The organism is Knoellia sp. LjRoot47 (genome assembly GCF_964253435.1).
In the GTDB taxonomy this organism is placed as follows: domain Bacteria; phylum Actinomycetota; class Actinomycetes; order Actinomycetales; family Dermatophilaceae; genus Knoellia.
In genome coordinates, this window is the sequence record NZ_CAXUQS020000001.1 from 812,949 (window position 1) to 831,129 (window position 18,181).

19 protein-coding genes are annotated in these 18,181 nt (G+C 71.6%); 7 read left to right on the plus strand and 12 right to left on the minus strand.

The window, feature by feature from the left end:
* Positions 1 to 13 precede the first annotated feature (13 nt).
* Positions 14 to 442, plus strand: a complete 429-nt coding sequence (locus ACSQ11_RS04105; protein WP_436003321.1) for an SRPBCC family protein — start codon at positions 14 to 16, stop codon at positions 440 to 442.
* Here the strand turns inward: ACSQ11_RS04105 and idi are convergent.
* Genes idi through ACSQ11_RS04130 form a run of 5 tightly spaced genes read right to left on the minus strand, consistent with a single transcriptional unit; the run spans position 393 to position 4,403 of the window.
* Positions 393 to 926: an isopentenyl-diphosphate Delta-isomerase gene (idi, locus tag ACSQ11_RS04110; protein WP_436003323.1), complete on the minus strand. Its 534-nt coding sequence runs from the start codon at positions 924 to 926 to the stop codon at positions 393 to 395. The genes ACSQ11_RS04105 and idi overlap by 50 nt on opposite strands.
* Positions 923 to 1,945 carry an NAD(P)/FAD-dependent oxidoreductase gene (locus ACSQ11_RS04115; RefSeq protein WP_436003325.1) on the minus strand — a complete coding sequence of 341 codons (1,023 nt, stop codon included), beginning with the start codon at positions 1,943 to 1,945 and terminating at the stop codon, positions 923 to 925. Before ACSQ11_RS04115 ends, idi begins: the two co-directional genes overlap by 4 nt.
* Positions 1,938 to 2,480 (minus strand): isoprenylcysteine carboxyl methyltransferase family protein, encoded by a 543-nt coding sequence (locus ACSQ11_RS04120; protein ID WP_436003327.1) that lies wholly within the window; start codon positions 2,478 to 2,480, stop codon positions 1,938 to 1,940. Before ACSQ11_RS04120 ends, ACSQ11_RS04115 begins: the two co-directional genes overlap by 8 nt.
* Positions 2,477 to 3,553, minus strand: a complete 1,077-nt coding sequence (locus ACSQ11_RS04125) for a type III polyketide synthase (RefSeq protein ID WP_436003329.1) — start codon at positions 3,551 to 3,553, stop codon at positions 2,477 to 2,479. The genes ACSQ11_RS04120 and ACSQ11_RS04125 overlap by 4 nt, the downstream gene beginning before the upstream one ends.
* A gap of 37 nt (positions 3,554 to 3,590) precedes the next feature.
* Positions 3,591 to 4,403 carry a UbiA family prenyltransferase gene (locus ACSQ11_RS04130; RefSeq protein WP_436003331.1) on the minus strand — a complete coding sequence of 271 codons (813 nt, stop codon included), beginning with the start codon at positions 4,401 to 4,403 and terminating at the stop codon, positions 3,591 to 3,593.
* Between the two features lie 37 nt (positions 4,404 to 4,440).
* On the opposite strand from ACSQ11_RS04130, the gene ACSQ11_RS04135 reads away from it, so the two are divergent.
* From ACSQ11_RS04135 to ACSQ11_RS04145, 3 genes are all read left to right on the plus strand, one after another.
* Entirely contained in the window at positions 4,441 to 5,295 is an 855-nt protein-coding gene (locus ACSQ11_RS04135) for a maleylpyruvate isomerase family mycothiol-dependent enzyme (protein WP_436003333.1), read from the plus strand.
* Positions 5,296 to 5,366: 71 nt separating this feature from the next.
* A complete protein-coding gene (locus ACSQ11_RS04140; protein ID WP_436003335.1) occupies positions 5,367 to 5,840 on the plus strand; it encodes a MarR family winged helix-turn-helix transcriptional regulator in 474 nt (157 codons plus the stop codon).
* Positions 5,837 to 7,507: an MDR family MFS transporter gene (locus ACSQ11_RS04145; RefSeq protein WP_436003337.1), complete on the plus strand. Its 1,671-nt coding sequence runs from the start codon at positions 5,837 to 5,839 to the stop codon at positions 7,505 to 7,507. Before ACSQ11_RS04140 ends, ACSQ11_RS04145 begins: the two co-directional genes overlap by 4 nt.
* Positions 7,508 to 7,577: 70 nt before the next feature.
* Here ACSQ11_RS04145 and ACSQ11_RS04150 read toward each other — a convergent pair whose 3' ends face one another.
* The 4 genes from ACSQ11_RS04150 to ACSQ11_RS04165 form a co-directional block, all read right to left on the minus strand.
* Positions 7,578 to 8,837, minus strand: coding sequence for a hypothetical protein (locus tag ACSQ11_RS04150; RefSeq protein WP_436003339.1), 1,260 nt, complete (start codon positions 8,835 to 8,837; stop codon positions 7,578 to 7,580).
* Between the two features lie 180 nt (positions 8,838 to 9,017).
* Positions 9,018 to 10,232: a HesA/MoeB/ThiF family protein gene (locus tag ACSQ11_RS04155; RefSeq protein WP_436003341.1), complete on the minus strand. Its 1,215-nt coding sequence runs from the start codon at positions 10,230 to 10,232 to the stop codon at positions 9,018 to 9,020.
* A 205-nt stretch (positions 10,233 to 10,437) separates the two neighbouring features.
* Positions 10,438 to 11,196, minus strand: coding sequence for a response regulator transcription factor (locus tag ACSQ11_RS04160; protein ID WP_436003343.1), 759 nt, complete (start codon positions 11,194 to 11,196; stop codon positions 10,438 to 10,440).
* Positions 11,197 to 11,240: 44 nt separating this feature from the next.
* Positions 11,241 to 12,452 (minus strand): MFS transporter, encoded by a 1,212-nt coding sequence (locus ACSQ11_RS04165; protein ID WP_436003345.1) that lies wholly within the window; start codon positions 12,450 to 12,452, stop codon positions 11,241 to 11,243.
* A 139-nt stretch (positions 12,453 to 12,591) separates the two neighbouring features.
* Between ACSQ11_RS04165 and ACSQ11_RS04170 the strand changes: the two genes are divergently transcribed.
* The 3 genes from ACSQ11_RS04170 to ACSQ11_RS04180 all read left to right on the plus strand — a co-directional run bounded on the left by ACSQ11_RS04170 (position 12,592) and on the right by ACSQ11_RS04180 (position 14,193).
* Positions 12,592 to 12,945, plus strand: coding sequence for a hypothetical protein (locus ACSQ11_RS04170; RefSeq protein WP_436003347.1), 354 nt, complete (start codon positions 12,592 to 12,594; stop codon positions 12,943 to 12,945).
* A gap of 109 nt (positions 12,946 to 13,054) precedes the next feature.
* Entirely contained in the window at positions 13,055 to 13,423 is a 369-nt protein-coding gene (locus tag ACSQ11_RS04175; RefSeq protein ID WP_436003349.1) for a hypothetical protein, read from the plus strand.
* 68 nt (positions 13,424 to 13,491) lie between these two features.
* Positions 13,492 to 14,193 (plus strand): hypothetical protein, encoded by a 702-nt coding sequence (locus ACSQ11_RS04180; RefSeq protein ID WP_436003351.1) that lies wholly within the window; start codon positions 13,492 to 13,494, stop codon positions 14,191 to 14,193.
* A gap of 134 nt (positions 14,194 to 14,327) precedes the next feature.
* On the opposite strand, the gene ACSQ11_RS04185 is transcribed toward ACSQ11_RS04180, so the two are convergent.
* Genes ACSQ11_RS04185 through pdhA form a run of 3 tightly spaced genes read right to left on the minus strand, consistent with a single transcriptional unit; the run spans position 14,328 to position 18,092 of the window.
* Positions 14,328 to 15,866, minus strand: coding sequence for a dihydrolipoamide acetyltransferase family protein (locus ACSQ11_RS04185; protein WP_436003353.1), 1,539 nt, complete (start codon positions 15,864 to 15,866; stop codon positions 14,328 to 14,330).
* Between the two features lie 31 nt (positions 15,867 to 15,897).
* The gene (locus ACSQ11_RS04190) at positions 15,898 to 16,884 is read right to left on the minus strand and encodes an alpha-ketoacid dehydrogenase subunit beta (RefSeq protein ID WP_436003355.1); all 987 of its coding nucleotides are present in this window, start codon (positions 16,882 to 16,884) and stop codon (positions 15,898 to 15,900) included.
* Positions 16,881 to 18,092 (minus strand): pyruvate dehydrogenase (acetyl-transferring) E1 component subunit alpha, encoded by a 1,212-nt coding sequence (pdhA, locus tag ACSQ11_RS04195; RefSeq protein WP_436003357.1) that lies wholly within the window; start codon positions 18,090 to 18,092, stop codon positions 16,881 to 16,883. Before pdhA ends, ACSQ11_RS04190 begins: the two co-directional genes overlap by 4 nt.
* Positions 18,093 to 18,181: the final 89 nt, after the last annotated feature.

An 18,181-nucleotide genomic window follows, 5' to 3' on the forward strand; every position in this document is an offset into this window, starting at 1 on the left:
CACTGGCGGCATCGTGATCTCCCCGACCGCTTCCTTCACCCTCGGCGTCGACGTCGAGGCGAGTCCCGACGTCGTGTGGGACCTGCTCGTGCGGCTGCACGAGTGGCCACGGTGGGGTCCGACCGTGCGCGAGGCACGACTCGACGACGGCTCGCCGCTGCTCCATGCCGGCGCGTCCGGGCGGGTGCGGACCGTGGCCGGGCCCTGGGTGCCGTTCCGGGTGCAGGAGTGGCGCGTCGACGAGGAGGTGCGGCACTGGTCGTGGCGCGTGGCCGGCATACCGGCGACGGGTCACACGGTCACGGCGCGGGGTGCCGGGTGCCGGGTGGAGATGTCCGCTCCGTGGTGGGCCGCCGGCTACTCACCCGTCCTGTGGCTCGGGCTGCGGCGGGTCAGAGCACTGGCGGAAGCACGTCCAGCTGGAGACGACACCACGGGCTGACGTCACGCCCTCCGGACAACGCGTCCTCGCGGAACCGCGCCCAGGGCACCCACTCGTGCTCGGTCACCTCGTCGGGGTCGGGTGCCAGCGACGCGGGGTCGGGGCAGCGCGCGACGTAGACGGGGCAGACCTCGTTCTCGACGACACCGTCGTCCATCACCGCACGGTAGCGGAAGTCGGGCAGGACGGGGCGCAGGTCGGTGACCTCGAGCCCAAGCTCCTGGCGCAGCCGCCGACGCACCGCGTCCTCGACCGCCTCGCCCGGCGCCGGGTGGCCGCAGCAGCTGTTGGTCCACGCTCCCGGCCACGTCGTCTTCGACCAGGCCCGACGGGTCACGAGGAGGCGACCGGCGTCGTCGAGGACGTAGCAGGAGAAGGCGAGGTGGAGCGGCGTGTCCAGGTGGTGCACCTCGCTCTTGGGTGCCGTGCCGATGGGCTTCCCGTCGTCGGACAGGAGCACGACCTGCTCCCGGGTCGCCGTCATGCGGGCCGCGCCAGCTGGTTGACGGCGGCGCGGAAGACGGCGGGAGCGGCACTGGCGGCGGGCACGAGGGCCCGGCGCACCGACGGCACCCGGGTCGCGGTGACCAGCCCGAGCGTGAGCAGGTCGTGGCTGCGACCGAGCCGGCGCCAGCTCGCCTCGTAGGCCTCGGGCTGATCCGCCACGACGGCGTCGACGGCGGCCCGGGCCTGCGCGAGGCCCAGCGCGAGGCCCTCACCGGTGAGGGCGTCGACATAGCCCGCGGCGTCCCCGACGAGCAGCACCCGCCCCTGGACCCGGCGGCGCGAGCGCTGGCGCAAGGGCCCGGCTCCCAGCACCGGGGAGCGGGGGTGGCCCGCGATCCGGTCGCGCAGCTGGGGGAAGGCGTCGAGGAGCTCGGCGAACGGGCGACGGTGCGAGCTGAGGAGTGCCACCCCGACCTCGTCCTCGCCGACCGGCGTCACGTAGGCCTCCCCCGCTGCCGCCCAGTGGACCTCGACCAGCGAGGACCAGGGTGCGCAGGCGACGTGGACCCGCTGTCCGTAGCGGCGCAACCCGGCGCGTGGGGCATCGAGACCGAGCATCCGGCGGACCGGAGAGTGCAGGCCGTCGGCGGCGACGAGGTGACGCACGGGCTGGCCGTCGACGACGACGTGGTCCCCGCGCTGCTCGACCCTTGCGACGGCAGCCTGCTCGACCTCGACCCCGGCGGCGTCCGCCCGGTCGAGGAGGGCCGAGTGCAGCTCGGTGCGCCGCACCCCGCGTCCGGTACCCGAGGTGAACCGCGCGTCGACCCTCCGGCGGCCGTCGACGTAGCGGATGCCCTCGATGGGGCGGCCGGTGGGGTCGACCCCGAGGTCGGTGAGCGCGGCGACGGCGCCGGGCATCAGCCCCTCGCCGCAGGCCTTGTCAATGGCGCCGGCCCGCGGCTCACGGACGGTGACCGCGAGACCGGACCGGACGGCATACAGGGCGGCGGCCAGCCCCACGGGACCGCCGCCGGCGACGAGCAGGTCACGCACGGGCGTCGACCGGGACCGGGGGGAGGGTGGCGAGGGCGGCGTTCTCGGCGCGCAGGCGGACCGCGAGCAGTGCGGCGTTGACGAGCGTGAAGACGAGCGCGGTCACCCACGACGCGTGGACGAGCGGGAGCGCGACGCCCTCGGCGACGACGGCGACGTAGTTGGGGTGCGAGAGCCAGCGGTAGGGACCGGAGCGGACGGGCGCGAGCCCGGGCACGACGATGACGCGCGTGTTCCAGCGTGGACCCAGCGTCGCGATGCACCACCAGCGCAGCGCCTGTGCGGCCACGACGACCGCGAGCATCGACCACGCCAGGGCCGCCGGGACGTCGGGCCGGCGGATGAACGCCTCGACGAGCATGGCGGCGAGGAGGCCCGTGTGCAGGACGACCATGAACGGGTAGTGGCCCTGCCCGGTCTCGACCCCGCCGCGCGACAGGCTCCACGCGGCATTGCGCTTCGAGACGACGAGCTCGGCCAACCGCTCGACGCCGACGAGCAGGACGAGGACCACGAACGCGGTGAGGGTCGTCATGCCGCGGCCCCATCGTCGTCGGCGCGCAGGAGGACGAGCTCGGAGCAGAACCCCGGGCCCATCGCCATGAGCAGCCCGTGGGTACCGGCCGGTGGGGGTCGCTCGGCGAGGGTGTCGGCGAGGACGTGAAGGACGGAGGCCGACGAGAGGTTGCCGATGCGCGAGAGGCTGCTGCGAGTGAGGGCGACGTCGTCGTCGTCGAGCCCGAGCGTGTCGCGCAGGGCGTCGATGACCTTGGGGCCGCCCGGGTGACAGACCCACCAGCCGATGTCGTCCCGGGTGAGCCCGTGGTCGGCGAGGAACCGGTCGACGTCCTCGCCGAGGTAGCGCGAGACGATCGCCGGCACCTGGGCGTCGAGGACGATCCGGAGACCGGACGAGCCCACGTCGAAGCCCATCGTCCGCTCGCTGCCGGGGTAGAGCCGGCTCCGGCTGTCGAGCACCTGGATCCGTCCGTCGCGCTCGGGCCCACCGACGACGACCGCCGCGGCGCCGTCGCCGAAGAGCCCGCTCGCGACGAGGTTGGCGACGCTCGCGTCGTCGGGCTGGACCGTGAGGGAGCACAGCTCGACGGCGACGAGGACGGCCACGTCGTCGGGGTGGCCGAGCAGGTGGTCGTGCAGCCGAGCGATCCCCGCCGCGCCGGCGACGCAGCCGAGGCCGAAGAGCGGGATCCGTTTGACGTCCTCGCGCAACCCGACGACCCCGGCGATCCGGGCGTCGAGGGACGGGACGGCGAGCCCGGTGACCGTGGTGGAGACGATGAGGTCGACGTCGGTGGGCGTGAGGCCGGCGGCCTTGAGGGCGTCCTGGAGGGCCGTCGCCCCGAGCGACACCGCGTGCTCGAGGAAGAGGTCGTTGGCCTCGTCGAAGCCGGCGAGGCCCTCGTAGTCACCGAGCGGGAGGACGAGGTGACGTTGTGCCACACCGGCATTGCCGTGGATCGAGCGCAGCAGACGCTCGCTCACCGTCCCGCGTGTGCCGACGACCCGGGCGAACGCGTCGGTGATCTCACCCTGGTCATGGCGGTGGGCGGGGAGAGCCGTCCCGACGGACAGCAGGCGGGTGCGCACGGAGAGCCTCGCTTCGGACCGGGGGTCATCGACACGGTCATCGGACCACGAGGACCACGACGTCCGTGAGGGCGATCCCGACGGCGGAGTAGAAGGGTGCCCGACCTCGGCCGAGGAGGGCGAGCCCTGCCAACACTGCCACGAGAACGCCGCCGGCGACCGTCGACGCGAGCCCCATCGAGCTCGTGACCAGCAGCAGGACCGATCCCGCCACGAGCAGCGCGACCGCGAGCAGGGTGCTGCGGCGGGCTCCGAGCCGGTGCGGGAGACCGCGCACACCCGTGGCGGCGTCGTCGGCGAGGTCGGGCACGACGTTGAGCAGGTGAGCGCCGACCCCGAGCAGGGCACCGCCGGCCACGACCACCGCCGGTGGGCGCGACCCGCCGGCGAGGTGGACGAAGGCAGGCAGACCACCGAACGACACGGCGTACGGCAGCCACGACAGCACGGTCGCCTTGAGCCAGAGGTTGTAGGCCCAGGCCGAGGCCACGCACCCGAGGTGGACGAGTCCTGCAACCGGCCCGCACGCGAACGACAGGACGACCGTCGCGACGACGGCGGCGCCGCAGGCCCGTTGGACCGTCGCGACCGCCAGCGCCCCGGTCGCGAGTGGCTTGTCGGACCGCCCGACGGCGGCGTCGCGCACCCGGTCGCGCAGGTCGTTGGACCACCCGACGGACAGCTGCCCGGCGAGGACGGCCGCGGTCACGAGGGCGGCCCGTCCGGGCGACAGGCCCGCCGAGAGGGCGAGCAGGGCCGACAGGACGGTGACCGCGAGCGCAGGTCCGGCATGGGCCGCGCGCAGCAGGATCGCGGTGGTCCCGGCGACGGTCCCGGCGGCGGCGCTCACCCCCTCAGCCTAGGCACCGACTCGTTAGGGTGACGGCATGTCGCTGCACCCCGCCGCCCCCGAGGACCTGCCTGCCCTCACCGCGGCCTACGTCCAGACGGTCCAGTCGATCAGCGACCTCGGGCACTCGCTGCGCCCCGGTGACGCCGAGCGCGAGACGCAGTGCCCGGGCTGGACGGTGCACGACCAGTTCGCCCACGTCGTGAGCCTCGAGGCGTGGGTCCAGGGCGAGGAGCCGCCGGAGCTCGAGGACGCCGAGGGCGACGGGCCGCAGGCCCAGCCGGGCATCAACGGCATCGTCGCGCGCTTCCTCGCCTCGCGTCGCGACCGGTCCCTCGAGGAGCTGCTCGAGGAGCTCGACGACCTCGCGACGAGCCGGGTCCAGCACCTCGAGGCCGAGACGACCTCGCCCGACGACCCCGCCGTCGGGCCGTTCGGAGCGACGACGCTGCACGGACTCACGGAGAACCGGCTGTTCGACCTCTGGGTCCACGAGCAGGACATCCGCGAGGCCATCGGCCGGCCGGGCAACCTCGACGGCGCCGCCGCGGCCCACTGCGTCAGGCTGCTCTTCGCAGCGCTCCCCCGCATCGTCGCGCGCACCGCGCAGGTGCCCGAGGGGCACGCGGTCATCCTCGACCTCAGCGGGCCGGTCGTCGGTCGCGCCGGCGCGCGCGTCGAGGTGCGTGACGGCAAGGCACACGGCATACCGCTGTTCTCCGGCGACTCCGAGCACCACCCCGACGTCGTCACGACGACGATCACGATGTCGACCCAGGCCGCGACGCGGCGGGCGACCGGCCGGGTGAGCACGGACGACACGCACGTCACGGTCACCGGTGACGAGGAGATCGCCCGGCGCGTCCTCGACGCGATGGTCATCGCGCCCTGACCTTGCCGGTCGCCCTGCCGGCTCCACAGGACAGTTGCGTCTCGCAACCATCCGGGTGCAGACTTGATTGTATGCCGCAAGCAACTGAGCCGTCGGACGTCCGGTCCGGCTTCGGGGACTCCCTCGTGCGCGCGATGAAGCTCATGGGAGCCGTCAAGCAGCGCGTGCCACGGGTCAACCCGCAGGTCGACCCGGTCGGGTACCCGCTGATGTTCAACCTCACCGGCGAACCCCGCCGGGTCTCCGAGATCGCCGAACGCGTCTACCTCGACATCTCCACGGTGAGCCGTCAGGTGAGCGCTCTCGTCGGCCAGGGATACGTCTCCAGGGTCGCGGACCCGAGCGACGGCCGCGCGCACATGCTCACCCTCACCGACGAGGGACGCCACCTCCTCACCGCGATCCGCGAGCGCCGCAACGAATGGCTCGGCGAGGTCACCGCCGACTGGAGCGACGACGACGTCGCCACCTTCGCCTCACTGCTGCGCCGGTTCGCCGACGACGTCGAGGCCCACCCGCTCTTCACCCCCAAGGACCCCTCATGACCGCCACCACCGCCACGACCGACCAGCCGCTGAGCCACCGGCAGATCGTCACGATCCTCGTCGGGCTCATGTCCGGCATGTTCCTCGCCGCGCTCGACCAGACGATCGTCGCCACCGCCATCCGCACCATCGCCGACGACCTCAAGGGTCTCGAGCACCAGGCGTGGGCGACGACGGCGTACCTCATCACCTCGACCATCGTCACGCCGCTCTACGGCAAGCTGTCCGACATCTACGGCCGCAAGAAGTTCTTCACCGCGGCCATCACGATCTTCGTCATCGGCTCCGTGCTGTGCACCTTCTCGACGTCGATGTTCGAGCTGGCCGCGTTCCGCGCGGTGCAGGGCCTCGGCGCCGGCGGCCTCTTCTCGCTGGCCCTGGCCATCATCGGCGACATCGTCCCGCCGCGAGAGCGCGCGAAGTACCAAGGCTACTTCCTGGCCGTCTTCGGCACCTCGTCGGTCCTCGGCCCGGTCGTGGGCGGGTTCTTCGCCGGCGCCGACTCGATCCTCGGCATCACCGGTTGGCGCTGGGTCTTCCTCGTCAACGTGCCGATCGGCATCGCCGCCCTCGCCCTCGTCTCCAAGACCCTGCACCTGCGCCACCAGCGCCTCGACCACCGCATCGACTGGACCGGCGCCGCCCTGCTCTCCGTCGCGCTCGTGCCGCTGCTCCTCGTCGCCGAGCAGGGCCGCGAGTGGGGCTGGGGCTCAACCAACGCCATCGTCTGCTACGCCATCGGCGTCGTCGCCGGCGTGCTGTTCTTCTGGCAGGAGGGACGGATGGGTGACGAGGCGATCCTCCCGCTCTCGCTCTTCCGCAACCGGACCGTCGCCGTCTCTTCGGCGGCGTCGATCCTCATCGGCATCGCGATGTTCGGTGGGCTCGCCTCGCTCCCGCTCTACCTGCAGATCGTCAAGGGCGCCTCGCCCACCGAGGCCGGCCTGCTGCTCGTGCCGATGACGCTGGGCATCATGTCGGGTTCGATCATCTCGGGCCAGGTCATCAGCCGCACCGGCCGCTACCGCTGGTTCCCCATCGTCGGCGTCGGGCTGCTCATGGTCTCGCTCTTCGTCTTCCACTACGTCGAGTTCGACACCCCGCTCTGGCAGACGATGATCGTCATGGTCTTCTTCGGCCTCGGCCTCGGCTTCAACTTCCAGCCGCTCACCCTCGCGGTGCAGAACGCCGTCCCGCCGCAGCAGATCGGTGTCGCCACGTCGACCGCCACGTTCACCCGTCAGATCGGCGGCACCATCGGGACGGCCGTCTTCCTCACGATCCTCTTCTCGCTCGTGCCGGAGAAGATCGCCGGCGCCATGCGCGCGGTCGCACCGACCCCGGAGTTCCAGGAGGCACTGCGCGACCCGGCCAACGCCGAGTTCGCCCGCCAGATGGCGCAGTCGCAGGCGTCCGGTGAGGGGTCGGCAGCGGCGAGCAGCGGTGTCCTTCAGGACAGCTCGTTCCTCAGCACGCTCGACGAGCGGCTGGCCAAGCCGTTCCTCATGGGCTTCTCGGAGGCCATGGACCACGTGTTCCTCGTCGGCTCGGCCGTCATGGTCCTCGGCTTCATCATCATGTGGTTCCTGCCCGAGGTCGAGCTCCGCAAGGGCTCGGCCTACCAGGAGCGCAACGACGCCGACGCCGGAGCCGCTGCCACCCACTGATCCCGACTGCGCACGGACGCAAGGAGCGGCCTCGTCGAGTCCCGACGGGGCCGCTCCTGCGCGTCACGGGTCAGAGCAGGCGGCCGGCAAGCCGCAGTCGCCGCTCGCGCACGGCGATGAAGGCGGGCATCAGCCAGGTGAACGCCGTGACGCACAGCAGCGCCAACGCCGTCCAGAAATGCGGTGAGCCGGTCTCGGTGCGCGCGATGACGGGTCCCAGCCACTGCGCCATCTGGACCAGGTAGGGCACGACCCAGAAGACGACCATGGCGGCAACCGCCATGAGCCCGGCAAGGTGGACCCACCCGAACCACGACGCGACGGCGCGGTCGTGGGGACTGATCCGTTCGAGCTCCTCGCGCTCACCCGCCGTCAACCGCAGCGTCCGTCGCTTCGTGGTCAGCCAGGTCGCGCGGTAGAGGTTGTGGCACTTCAGGAGGTTGGCGAGCAGGGCGTAGGCGTCGCTTCGGAGGAACACCATGGCCCACTGCTGCGTGATCCCGAGGATCTTGAGGAAGGCCACCGCCGCAGCCACCCTGCCCAAGGTCGAACCCTCACCCGTGGTCCCGCGGTCAGCCCCCCACTCGACGGCGAGGGCCAGCCCCAGGATCACGGAGTCGACGGCCATTCCGGCGAGGTAGATCCCGTTGCGCCGCGCACGTGGGAGGGTGACGACCTCGCTGAGGTCGGTCTCGAAGACGAGGAAGACCCCCCGCCTGCTGACGCGAAAGCCTCCGGAGAGCCCCTTGGCACGGCCGGCCAGCCAGTGCCAGAACTCGTGGACGCCGGCCAGGAGCACACCGACCACGGCGACGAGCAGCGTGGAGAGCGCCTTGTCGTCGGCGAACCAGAGATCCGCGTACCCCGGTCGCAGGGTCGAAGAGGCGACCATGGCCATCACGGAAAGAGCCGCGGCGAGCCCGTAGACCGTCCACGCGAGACGTCCGAAGAGGACTCCGGCAACCCGTGGCGTGATTCGGGGCCACTGCGGGCGCTCCTCGACTTCTGGCTCTGCGAGCAGGCCCATCGCGGCCAAGGCCTGCACGAAGTCCTGTCCGTCCACCGCCTCACCGGCCACCTCCGTCGCGGCGCGGGTGGCCCGCTCGAGGTCGCCGTGGGTCTGCAGCTCTCGGACGAACGCCCCGCCGGCACGCGGAACCGTGACGAACCTTCCCAGGTCGGGCCGACCGAGAATGCAGTCGTCGCCCTCGTCGGCCACCACGAGCCGGGCAAGGCCGGTGCCGAGCACCGGTTCCCCGGACTGCGGGACCAGATGCTCGGACTGCGTGACCGGTTCGTCGGACTCCGTGGCGGGCCGGGTGTTGCTCATGGGGATCTCCTCAGTGCGTGCCGGTCCGGGACCGGAGTGGCTCCGGTCCCGGACCGGCAGGCAGGGGTTCTGCTGGTTCAGCTGTCGTAGTCCGGGATGAAGTAGGTGAGGCGGGTGTTCTCGACCTCGCGGATCTCGATCTTCATGGGGCACCTCCTCTCGCGTCGACGGGTCATGACGTCAGACGCCCAAGGGCTGTCGTGACGAGCTCGGAGAGTCCACGGACGGTGCGGAGGAACCGGAGGGCTCGCCCACGACCTGTGCAAGGGCTGAAGGGGCGGTCGCGGCGGACCCGCACGCCGGGCAGTCCGGGCGTCGTTCCCACTCCTGCAGCGTCGTGGAACACCCGTCCGTGAGGTTGATGGTGAGCAGGGACCCTGCGTACTGGGGCGTCTCGAAACCGGTGAGGAGGCGCAGGCACTCGAACGCGGCATACGAGCCGAGCAGTCCCGCGAGCGCACCGATGCCGCGGTTGACGCGGGGCTTGGACTCGTAGAGGCGTCGGGCCGCGTCCGTGTGCGCGTCGTCGGTCCCGGGCGACAGGTCGAGCTCCCCGTTCGTGGGGTCCGCGAGCTCGAGGCACATCCGACAGGCGCTCACGCTGGGCACGACCGACCAGACCCCAGCCGTCGAGACGCCCATCCCGCCCCGGACGAACGGGACGCCGCGCGAGACACAGGCCTCGTTGACCCACAGGTCCACCCCGCGCGGGGAGTCGATGCCGGACATCACGAGGTCGGGCCGCGTCTCGTCGAGCAGACGCGCCACGTCCTCGCTCCCCCGGACGTCGAGCTCGCGCGTCGAGACGTCGATGTCGGGGTCGAAGCGCTGGACCCAGGCACCGGCCGCCTTGACCTTGGAGTGCCCGAGGTCGCGCCAGGTGTAGAGGTACTGGCGGGCGAAGTTCTTCGACTCGACGACATCGCGGTCGGCGAGGGTGAGCCGGCCGACGCCCAGCCCGGCGAGGTGCGGGACGGTGTTCGAGTTGAGACCGCCCGTGCCGAGGACGAGCACGTGGGCACCGCGGGCGCTGTCGAGGAGGTCCTCGCGGGAGCGCTCGAGCGTCGCGAACGTCTCGAAGAAGGCGAGGTTGGAGTAGTGGCGGTCGTGCACGCCGCCGGTGTAGCGACCGAGCCGGTCGGCGTCCTCGACGAGGCGGTGTCCGTCGAGGGCGGCGACGATGCCGTGCACGTCCTCCGCCGACACCTCGGGGCCGGCAGTGCTGAGCTGCGCCGCCAGCTCCGGGACGGTGTGGTCCCCGCGGCGCAGGAGGCCGAGGAGGGTCTCCATCCGGCCGTCGACGTCGGAGACGACGAGCGGGGAACGCTGGTCGAACACGAGGGTGAGCTCGTCACCCATCCGTTCCCAGACGACGTCCTTGAGCCGAGGTCGCACCGCTGCGTTCCTTCCACCGACAACCGGCGCCGAGCGGCACCGCCGGCTCATGCTGCCCCCGTCCCGAGCCGCCCGGAAGTGCAGTTGCAGGAACCTGCACTCGGCGCGACAGGAACGCCGTCGGGGTTCCGCGGCGGCGGACAGCGGCCCGTCCCAGCCCGCCCGCACGCCACCCGGGACGTGTCCGCGACCCGCTCGCGTCGCGTCAGGTGCCGGGGTGCGCCTTGGCCTGGCCGAGGAGGAAACCCGCCGAGAAGCGGGACCGCGCCTGGAGCTCGTCGAGGATGTGCGCGACGTCCGCCCGCACGGTCCGCACGCTCACGTCGAGGGTCCGCGCGATGGCCTCGTCGGTCATGCCGGAGCGCATGAGCCCGACGACCCGGCCCTGCCGTTCGGTGAGCATGGGCTCGCTCGCGCGCTCGTGACCGCAGTCGAAGGCGGAGAGCATGACGGCGTTCCAGTAGCGCATCGCGAGCTCGAAGACCTGGGGTGAGCGGACCACCATGACGGAGTAGTCGCCGTCGCGCTCAGGCCCGAGGAGCAGGACGTCCTCACGGTCGATGATCTTGACCTGGACCTCGGCGATGCCGAAGAGGTACTGCCCGACGGGCTCGTCCGCGATGAGCTGGCGACACTCGGCGTCGACCCGCTCGTAGTCGAAAATGCTCACCATCTCCATGCCGCGCAGCACCATCGCCCGGTTGTTGGGGAGGCTGAGGCGCATCTCCTCGATCGTGGCCGTCGGGCGGACCGAGAGCAGGTGGCTCCACCGCTGCGACTCCTCGAGGAGCCAGGGGTTGACGTCGTCCCCGACCGCGCCGATCCGGCAGTCGGTGGCGGTGCCGTCCTCCAGTGCCTGGCACAGGCGACCCCGCACCGCCCAGAGGGCCATCCCCGCATCCATCACGGCCGCACGCTGCGCCTGCGCGAAGCGGCCCCGCGGCCACGGCTGCGTGTTCGCCACCTGAGGCCTCCCCTCGTCCCGGTCGATCCCTGCGGGAACCGACTCTAGGACCTCGATGCGGCTCCTTCCCCCCGGACGGACCGACCGAGAAGCCGACCCCACGCGGCCGCGATGAGCGCCGAGAGCAGGGCTGCCGTCATCGGGAGCGCGAACGTCTCGTGCGCGCCCCAGGCGTCGACGAGTATGCCGCTCAGTGCGGTTCCCGAGGCCAGTCCGATGAGGAGGCCGGTGATGACCACGGCCATGCCCTCGGTGAGGAACGCGCGGGGCACGAGGTGCTGCACGAGCGTCATCCCGGTGATGAGGGTCGGTGCGGTCGCGGACCCCGCGACGAACATCAGGGCGGTGAGGCCCCAGAGGTCGTCGACGAGCAGGACCGGCGCCTCGAGGACGAACATCGCCAGCGCGCACCACACGAACCGCCGCGCGATCGAGCCCGTGAACTTCCTCGTGCCGAACACGATGGCCGACAGCGCCGACCCGAGCGCGAAGGCCCCGAGGATGACCGAGCTCATCCCGGTGCGACCGGCCTCGTCGGCGACGGCCACGGCGACGACCTCGTTGCCGCCGAAGACGGCACCGACCATGAAGAGGGCTGCCGCCACCGCGGCAACGCCGGGACGACCGATCGCGAGGCCGTGAGGCCGCTCGTCGTGGGGCACGACGGGCGGCTCCGACCGCCGTTCGGCGAGGAAGAGCACCGACCCCGCCGTGAACACGACGTAGGCGAGCAGCAGCCCGGCCTCGGGGAAGAGCGTCGTCGCCGCGAGCACGCCGAGCACCGGGCCGAGGACGAAGGTCGCCTCCTCGACGACCTGCTCCAGCGACATCGCGGCGTGCAGGGCATCGGGCTCGTCGCGCAGCAGGTGCGCCCAGCGGGCCCGGGACATCGGCCCCATCTCGGGGAGGAAGGCGGACACGGCATACCCGACGAAGAGGGTCCACGCGGGTGCGCCGACCGCGGACAGTGCCACGGTGACGAGTCCCGCGACGAACGTCATGAGGATGAACGGCATCGACGCGCGGCGCTGACCGTGCTTGTCGACGAGTCGGCCGATGACCGGGCCGGCCACGGCGAGGACGACGATGCCCCCTGCCGAGACCGCGCCGGCGAGGCCGTAGGAGTCGCGACGGGTGGCGATCATGACGATGATCGCGACGCCGAACATCGCTCCGCCGACCCGCGACAGTGCTCCGGCTGCGAGGAACCGCCACGCCCCGGGGATCGCGAACAGCGGGCGGTAGGTCGAGAGCACCCGTCAAGCGTGACAGCCGACCCGGACGATCGCGATGGCGGGTGGCCGCCACACCCCTCGTCCTCGACGTCGTGGACGGGTCAGGGTGCTCTCGCGCGGCAGGTACGGCCGCGCTGCCACGACGACCAAGGAGAACGACATGAAGCGCATGCTCGCCGCGACCGCCCTCGCCCTAGGGGTCGCCGCCTCGGGGATGGCCGCACCTACGGCGAACGCAGCGACCACTGGGGCGGGCCTCCCCACGGGCTCCTGCGTCTACATCGCCAAGGCCGACACCCAGCTCTACGAGGACACCCAGGGCAACCCGAACTACGTCGGGCAGTTCCGGTGGATCTCGCAGAACGTCCGGGTCGCCGGCCCGTGCCGCAGCAGCGACGGCTGGACGGAGATCAACCGCGTCTACATGTGGGGAGACTGGCACGCCACCGCCGCCTTCGTCGGCGACAAGGACTACATGCGCACCAAGCTGCTTTTCTTCTACGGCACGAAGTAGCCCGAAGCGCCAGAGAGGCGGCGGGTGCCCGCCACACCGTTGCTGCGCTGCCTCGACGGCTCCTAGGCTGCGACGACAGGCGACGCAAAAGACACCTCAAGGGGGATGCATGAAGAGCAGGCTCGCCCGTGTCCTCGTCGGCGCGGTGGCCGTCGTCGTGGGCTTGGCCACGCTCACGCAACCGGGGGCCTCGGCACAGGACTCCATGGCATGGGAGCCCTACCGGGTCACGGTGAAGACCGTGATCTACGAGGACCCGGGCAGCACAGTCAACTCGGGCCCGTCGAGCCTCGTGGTCGGCGACATCGTCTACATCCGTCCGACGACGGCGAGCGGAACCTTTGCCGAGGTCGACTACATCCAGCGTGTGGGCAAGCCCCTCCTCAGGGTCACCGACGGAAACGGCGACACCGACTACGTCAGGTCGACGGTCATCGAGCGCACCGTGGACCCGGGCTGGCGGTGGGGGACGGGCTGAGCGCCCGACCTGCGGGTTCGTCACACCTCCGCGTCGATCCTTCCTAGGATCGACGCGGAGGTGTTCGCGTGCAGGGGAAGTCCAGGTCGTCCGTTCGGGATCTGACGGCGCAGTTCGCCGATGCCTGGGGCTCGGCGCTGCGTGAGCGTGGTGGCCGCCGATGGTCGGTTCTCGCCACCACTCCCGAGCAGCTCGACGACCAACTGCGGGCCGTCGAGGCGCGGACGCAACGTTCGCTCGTCAACATGCAGAGCCGGTGGTGGATCGACCCACACGACCGCAGCGCACCCCTTGACGACCGGTCGCGCGCCCGCGGCGTCACCGTCACCCTCTTCGTGCCCCGGCGCGCGCTCGAGCTCTCACCCCTCCTGCCCTCGACCCACGGCGACGTCTGGGTAGCCCCGGTCCTGCAGGACGCGATGCTCGTCGACGACACCCTGGCGATCCTCAGCGGCGGCCTCGACGACGAGGGCCAGCGAGTCTTCTGCTCCACCACCGACGCCGAGTTGGTGGGCCTGTTGCGGCAGGTCGTCGCCGCGCTGAGGCAGGTGGCCGTGCGACCCGAGGAGGTCACGGGAGTAGCACCGCTCACAGCCCGCCAGGTGCAGGTCGCGCTTGCGGTCGCTCGCGGCGACAAGGACACCTCCACGGCCCGCCGGCTCGGTACCTCGCTGCGCACAGTCGAGCGTGAGGTCAGCGCCGTCGTCGCCCACCTCGGCGTGCGGACCCGTCAGGAGGCGTCACTCGCCATCCTCGGCGAGCGGACCTGACCCGACGCTGACCCGCACCGACCCCGTTGTCGGGGGAATCACCCGCTGTCGCCGGAAGATGGACGGGCGACACGGCGAGGTCCCCCCGACAGCGCGTCGGAGGGACCTCGTCACGTTCAGCGAAGCGGTCGGGGTCAGCCCCAGACGAGCGCGCGTGCCGGGTCGGCGAGGATCGCGGCGACGTCGGCGAGGTAGCGCGAGCCGAGCTCACCGTCGACGAGCCGGTGGTCGAAGCTCAGCGCGAGCGTCGTCACGGAGCGCGGCTCGATGCTCTCGTTGCCGTCGGCGTCGGTGACGACCCACGGGCGGCGGTTGATCGTGCCGAACGCGAGGATCGCGGCCTCACCGGGGTTGAGGATCGGCGTGCCCGCATCGATGCCGAAGACACCGATGTTGGTGATCGTGATCGTGCCGCCGGACATGTCGGCCGGCTGCGTGCGACCCTCGCGGGCCGTCGCGGTGAGCTGCCCGATGGCCTCGGCGAGACCGCGCAGGTCGAGCCGGTCGGCGTCCTTGATGTTGGGCACGACGAGCCCGCGCGGGGTCGCCGCGGCGATCCCGAGGTTGACGTAGCTCTTGAGCACGATCTCCTGGGCCTGCTCGTCCCAGGCCGCGTTGATCTCGGGGTTGCGGCGCGCGGCGAGCACCATCGCCTTGGCGAGGATGAGCAGCGGCGTGACCTTGACGTCCTTGAACTCGCGGTCTTGTCTGAGCTTGGCGACGAGGTCCATCGTGGCCGTGACGTCGACGGTGACCCACTCGGTGACGTGCGGCGCCGTGAACGCGCTGCCGACCATCGCCTGAGCGGTCATCTTGCGCACGCCCTTGATCGGCACGCGCACCTCCCGCTCACCGGTCCCGAAGGCGCCGTATGCCGGTGCGGCAGAACCGATCCCGGTCACCGGCGCCGTCGTGGACCCGGCCGCGACGGCGGGTGCACCGGCGGCGGCAGGTGCGCCTGCGGCATACGACTCGACGTCGGAGCGCGTGACGATGCCGCCCTCACCCGAGGCGGGCACGGAGGCGAGGTCGACGCCGAGGTCCTTGGCGAGCTTGCGGACGGGCGGCTTGGCGAGCACCTTGCCGCCGCCCGCGGCACCGTCCGCACCGCCTGCGTCTGCGTCTGCGGAAGTGGCGGTTCTAGCAGCCGGATCCGCAGACGCTGCGGGAGCCGCGGCGGGCGCCGACGCTGCGTCTGCGGAAGTGGCGGTTCTAGCAGCCGGATCCGCAGACGCTGCGGATGGGGCGGCGGCCTTGCGGGCCCGACGGGTCGTGCCACCGGCCTTGGGGCCGTAGCCGACGAGCGTCTTGACCGGCTCCTCCTCGACCTCGGCGTCAGCGGCCGCAGCGGCGTTGCCCGGTCCGACCTCGACCGAGCTCTGCGCGCCGGCCTGGACGTTGGGCACGACGGCGGGAGCGGAGTCCCCGCCCTGGCCGTCGTCGATGGTGATGATCGGCGTGCCGACCTCGACCTCGTCGCCGACGTTGACCAAGAGCGCCGAGACCGTGCCGGCCCAGGGGATGGGCAGCTCGACGAGCGACTTGGCCGTCTCGATCTCGACGACGATGTCGTTGACCTTGACGGTGTCGCCGACGGCGACCTTCCACTCGACGATCTCGGCCTCGAGCAGGCCCTCACCGGGGTCGGGGAGGTTGAAGTGCTTGGCACCCATGTGTGTCGTTCTCCTCAGGCGGGTCGGGACGTCAGTGGGACAGCGCGCGGTCGACGCCGTCGAGCACGCGGTCGAGGTCGGGCAGGTAGTGCTCCTCGAGCTTGCTCGCCGGGTAGGGCGTGTTCCAGCCGGCGACCCGGATGACCGGGGACTCCAGCGAGTAGAAGCAGCGCTCGGTCACGAGCGCGGCGATCTCGGAGCCGACCGACACGAACGACGGCGCCTCCTGGGCGACGACGAGCCGTCCGGTCTTCTCCACCGAACGCGTGATGGCGTCGATGTCGAGCGGGCTCACCGAGCGCAGGTCGAGGACCTCGATCGACGTGCCCTCCTCCTCGGCCACCTTGGCGGCGTCGAGGCAGGTGCGGACCATCGGGCCCCAGCAGGCGAGCGTGACGTCGGTGCCCTCGCGCACGGTGTGCGCGGAGAACAGGTCGCGCGGCGCGGCAGGGGCGTCGAAGTCGACCTCGCCCTTCTCGTGGTAGCGCCGCTTGGGCTCGTAGAAGATCACCGGGTCGTCGCACTCGATGGCCTGCTGGATCATCCAGTAGGCGTCCTCGGGGTTGGAGCAGAAGACGACGCGCAGACCGAGCGTGTGCGCGAAGTACGCCTCGTTGGACTCGCTGTGGTGCTCGACCGCGCCGATGCCGCCACCCATGGGGATGCGCACGACGACGGGCACCTTGACGGCACCACGCGAGCGCGAGTGCAGCTTGGACAGCTGCGAGACGATCTGGTCGAACGCCGGGTAGACGAAGCCGTCGAACTGGATCTCGACGACGGGCCGGTAGCCGCGCAGGGCCAGGCCGATGCCGGTGCCCATGATCCCGGACTCGGCGAGCGGGGTGTCGATGACCCGGTCCTCACCGAAGTCCTTCTGGAGGTGCTCGGTGATGCGGAAGACGCCACCGAGCTTGCCGATGTCCTCGCCCTGGAGGATGACCTTGGGGTCGTTCTCCATCGCCTTGCGCAGGCCCGCGTTGATCGCCTTGGCGATCGTGCTCTTGGTCGTCGTCATGCCCGCGCCTCCTCGGCCGCGAAGGAGTCGTTGTATGCCGTGAAGGCCGCCTTGTCGTCCTGCACCTGGCGGTGCGGCTCGACGTAGACCTGGTCGAAGATGTCGGACACGTCCGGGTCGGCCATCGACACCGTCGCGCTGCGCACGTGTTCGCCGAGCTCGTCGGCCTCGCGGTCGATCGCGTCGAAGAAGTCGGCGTCGGCGATGCCCTCGGAGGTGAGCCAGCGGCGGTAGCGGGCGATCGGGTCGCGCAGCTTCCAGATCTCGACCTCCGCGGACACGCGGTACTTGGTCGGGTCGTCGGAGGTCGTGTGCGCGGCCATCCGGTAGGTGAAGGCCTCGACGAGGGAGGGGCCCTCACCGGAACGGGCGCGGTCGAGCATGGCGGTCGTCACGGCATACACGCCGAGGACGTCGTTGCCGTCGACCCGGATGCCGGGGAAGCCGAAGCCGTCGGCACGCTTGTAGATCGGCGCGCGGGTCTGGCGCTCGTTGGGCTCGGAGATCGCCCACTGGTTGTTCTGGCAGAAGAAGACGACCGGGCTGTTGTAGACGCCGGCGAAGACGAACGACTCGTTGTTGTCGCCCTGCGCGGTCGCGCCGTCGCCCATGCAGGCGATGACGGCGGCGTCACGCTCGGGGTCGTCGGTGCCGACGGCGCCGTCGCGCTGGATGCCCATGGCGTAGCCGGTGCCGAGCAGGCTCTGGTTGCCGATGACGATCGTGTAGGGGTGGAAGCCGAACTCGGCCGGGTCCCACGCGCCCTTGTCGACACCGCGGTACATCGCGATGAGACGCATCGGGTCGACGCCGCGGGCCCAGGCGATGCCGTGCTCGCGGTAGCCGGGGAAGCAGTGGTCCTGCTTGCGCATCGCGCGGCCGGCGCCGATCTGGGCGGCCTCCTGGCCGAGGAGCGAGGCCCACAGGCCGAGCTCGCCCTGGCGCTGGAGGGCGGTGGCCTCCTGGTCGACGCGGCGGATGAGCACGAGGTCGCGGTAGAGGCCGCGCAGGTCGTCGTGGCTCAGCGCGTCGATGATCGCGTCGTAGTCCGCGTGCGGCTGGCGCTCACCCTCGGGCGTGAGGAGCTGGACCATGTCGGGGCCGCCATCGGCCGCCGAGCGGGGCTCGGTTGGTGCTGCCGGGTCCACCGAGACGTGGTGGTCGATCCCACCGGTCGGCGGGGTGGCAGCGACGTCGGTGTCGCTCACGGGCGCTCCTGTTCCCTGGGGGATCCGCTCGTGGCGGATGCCCGGCTCGGGCCGCCGGCTCCTCACGCTCGTGCGCGCGCGGCCCGGAC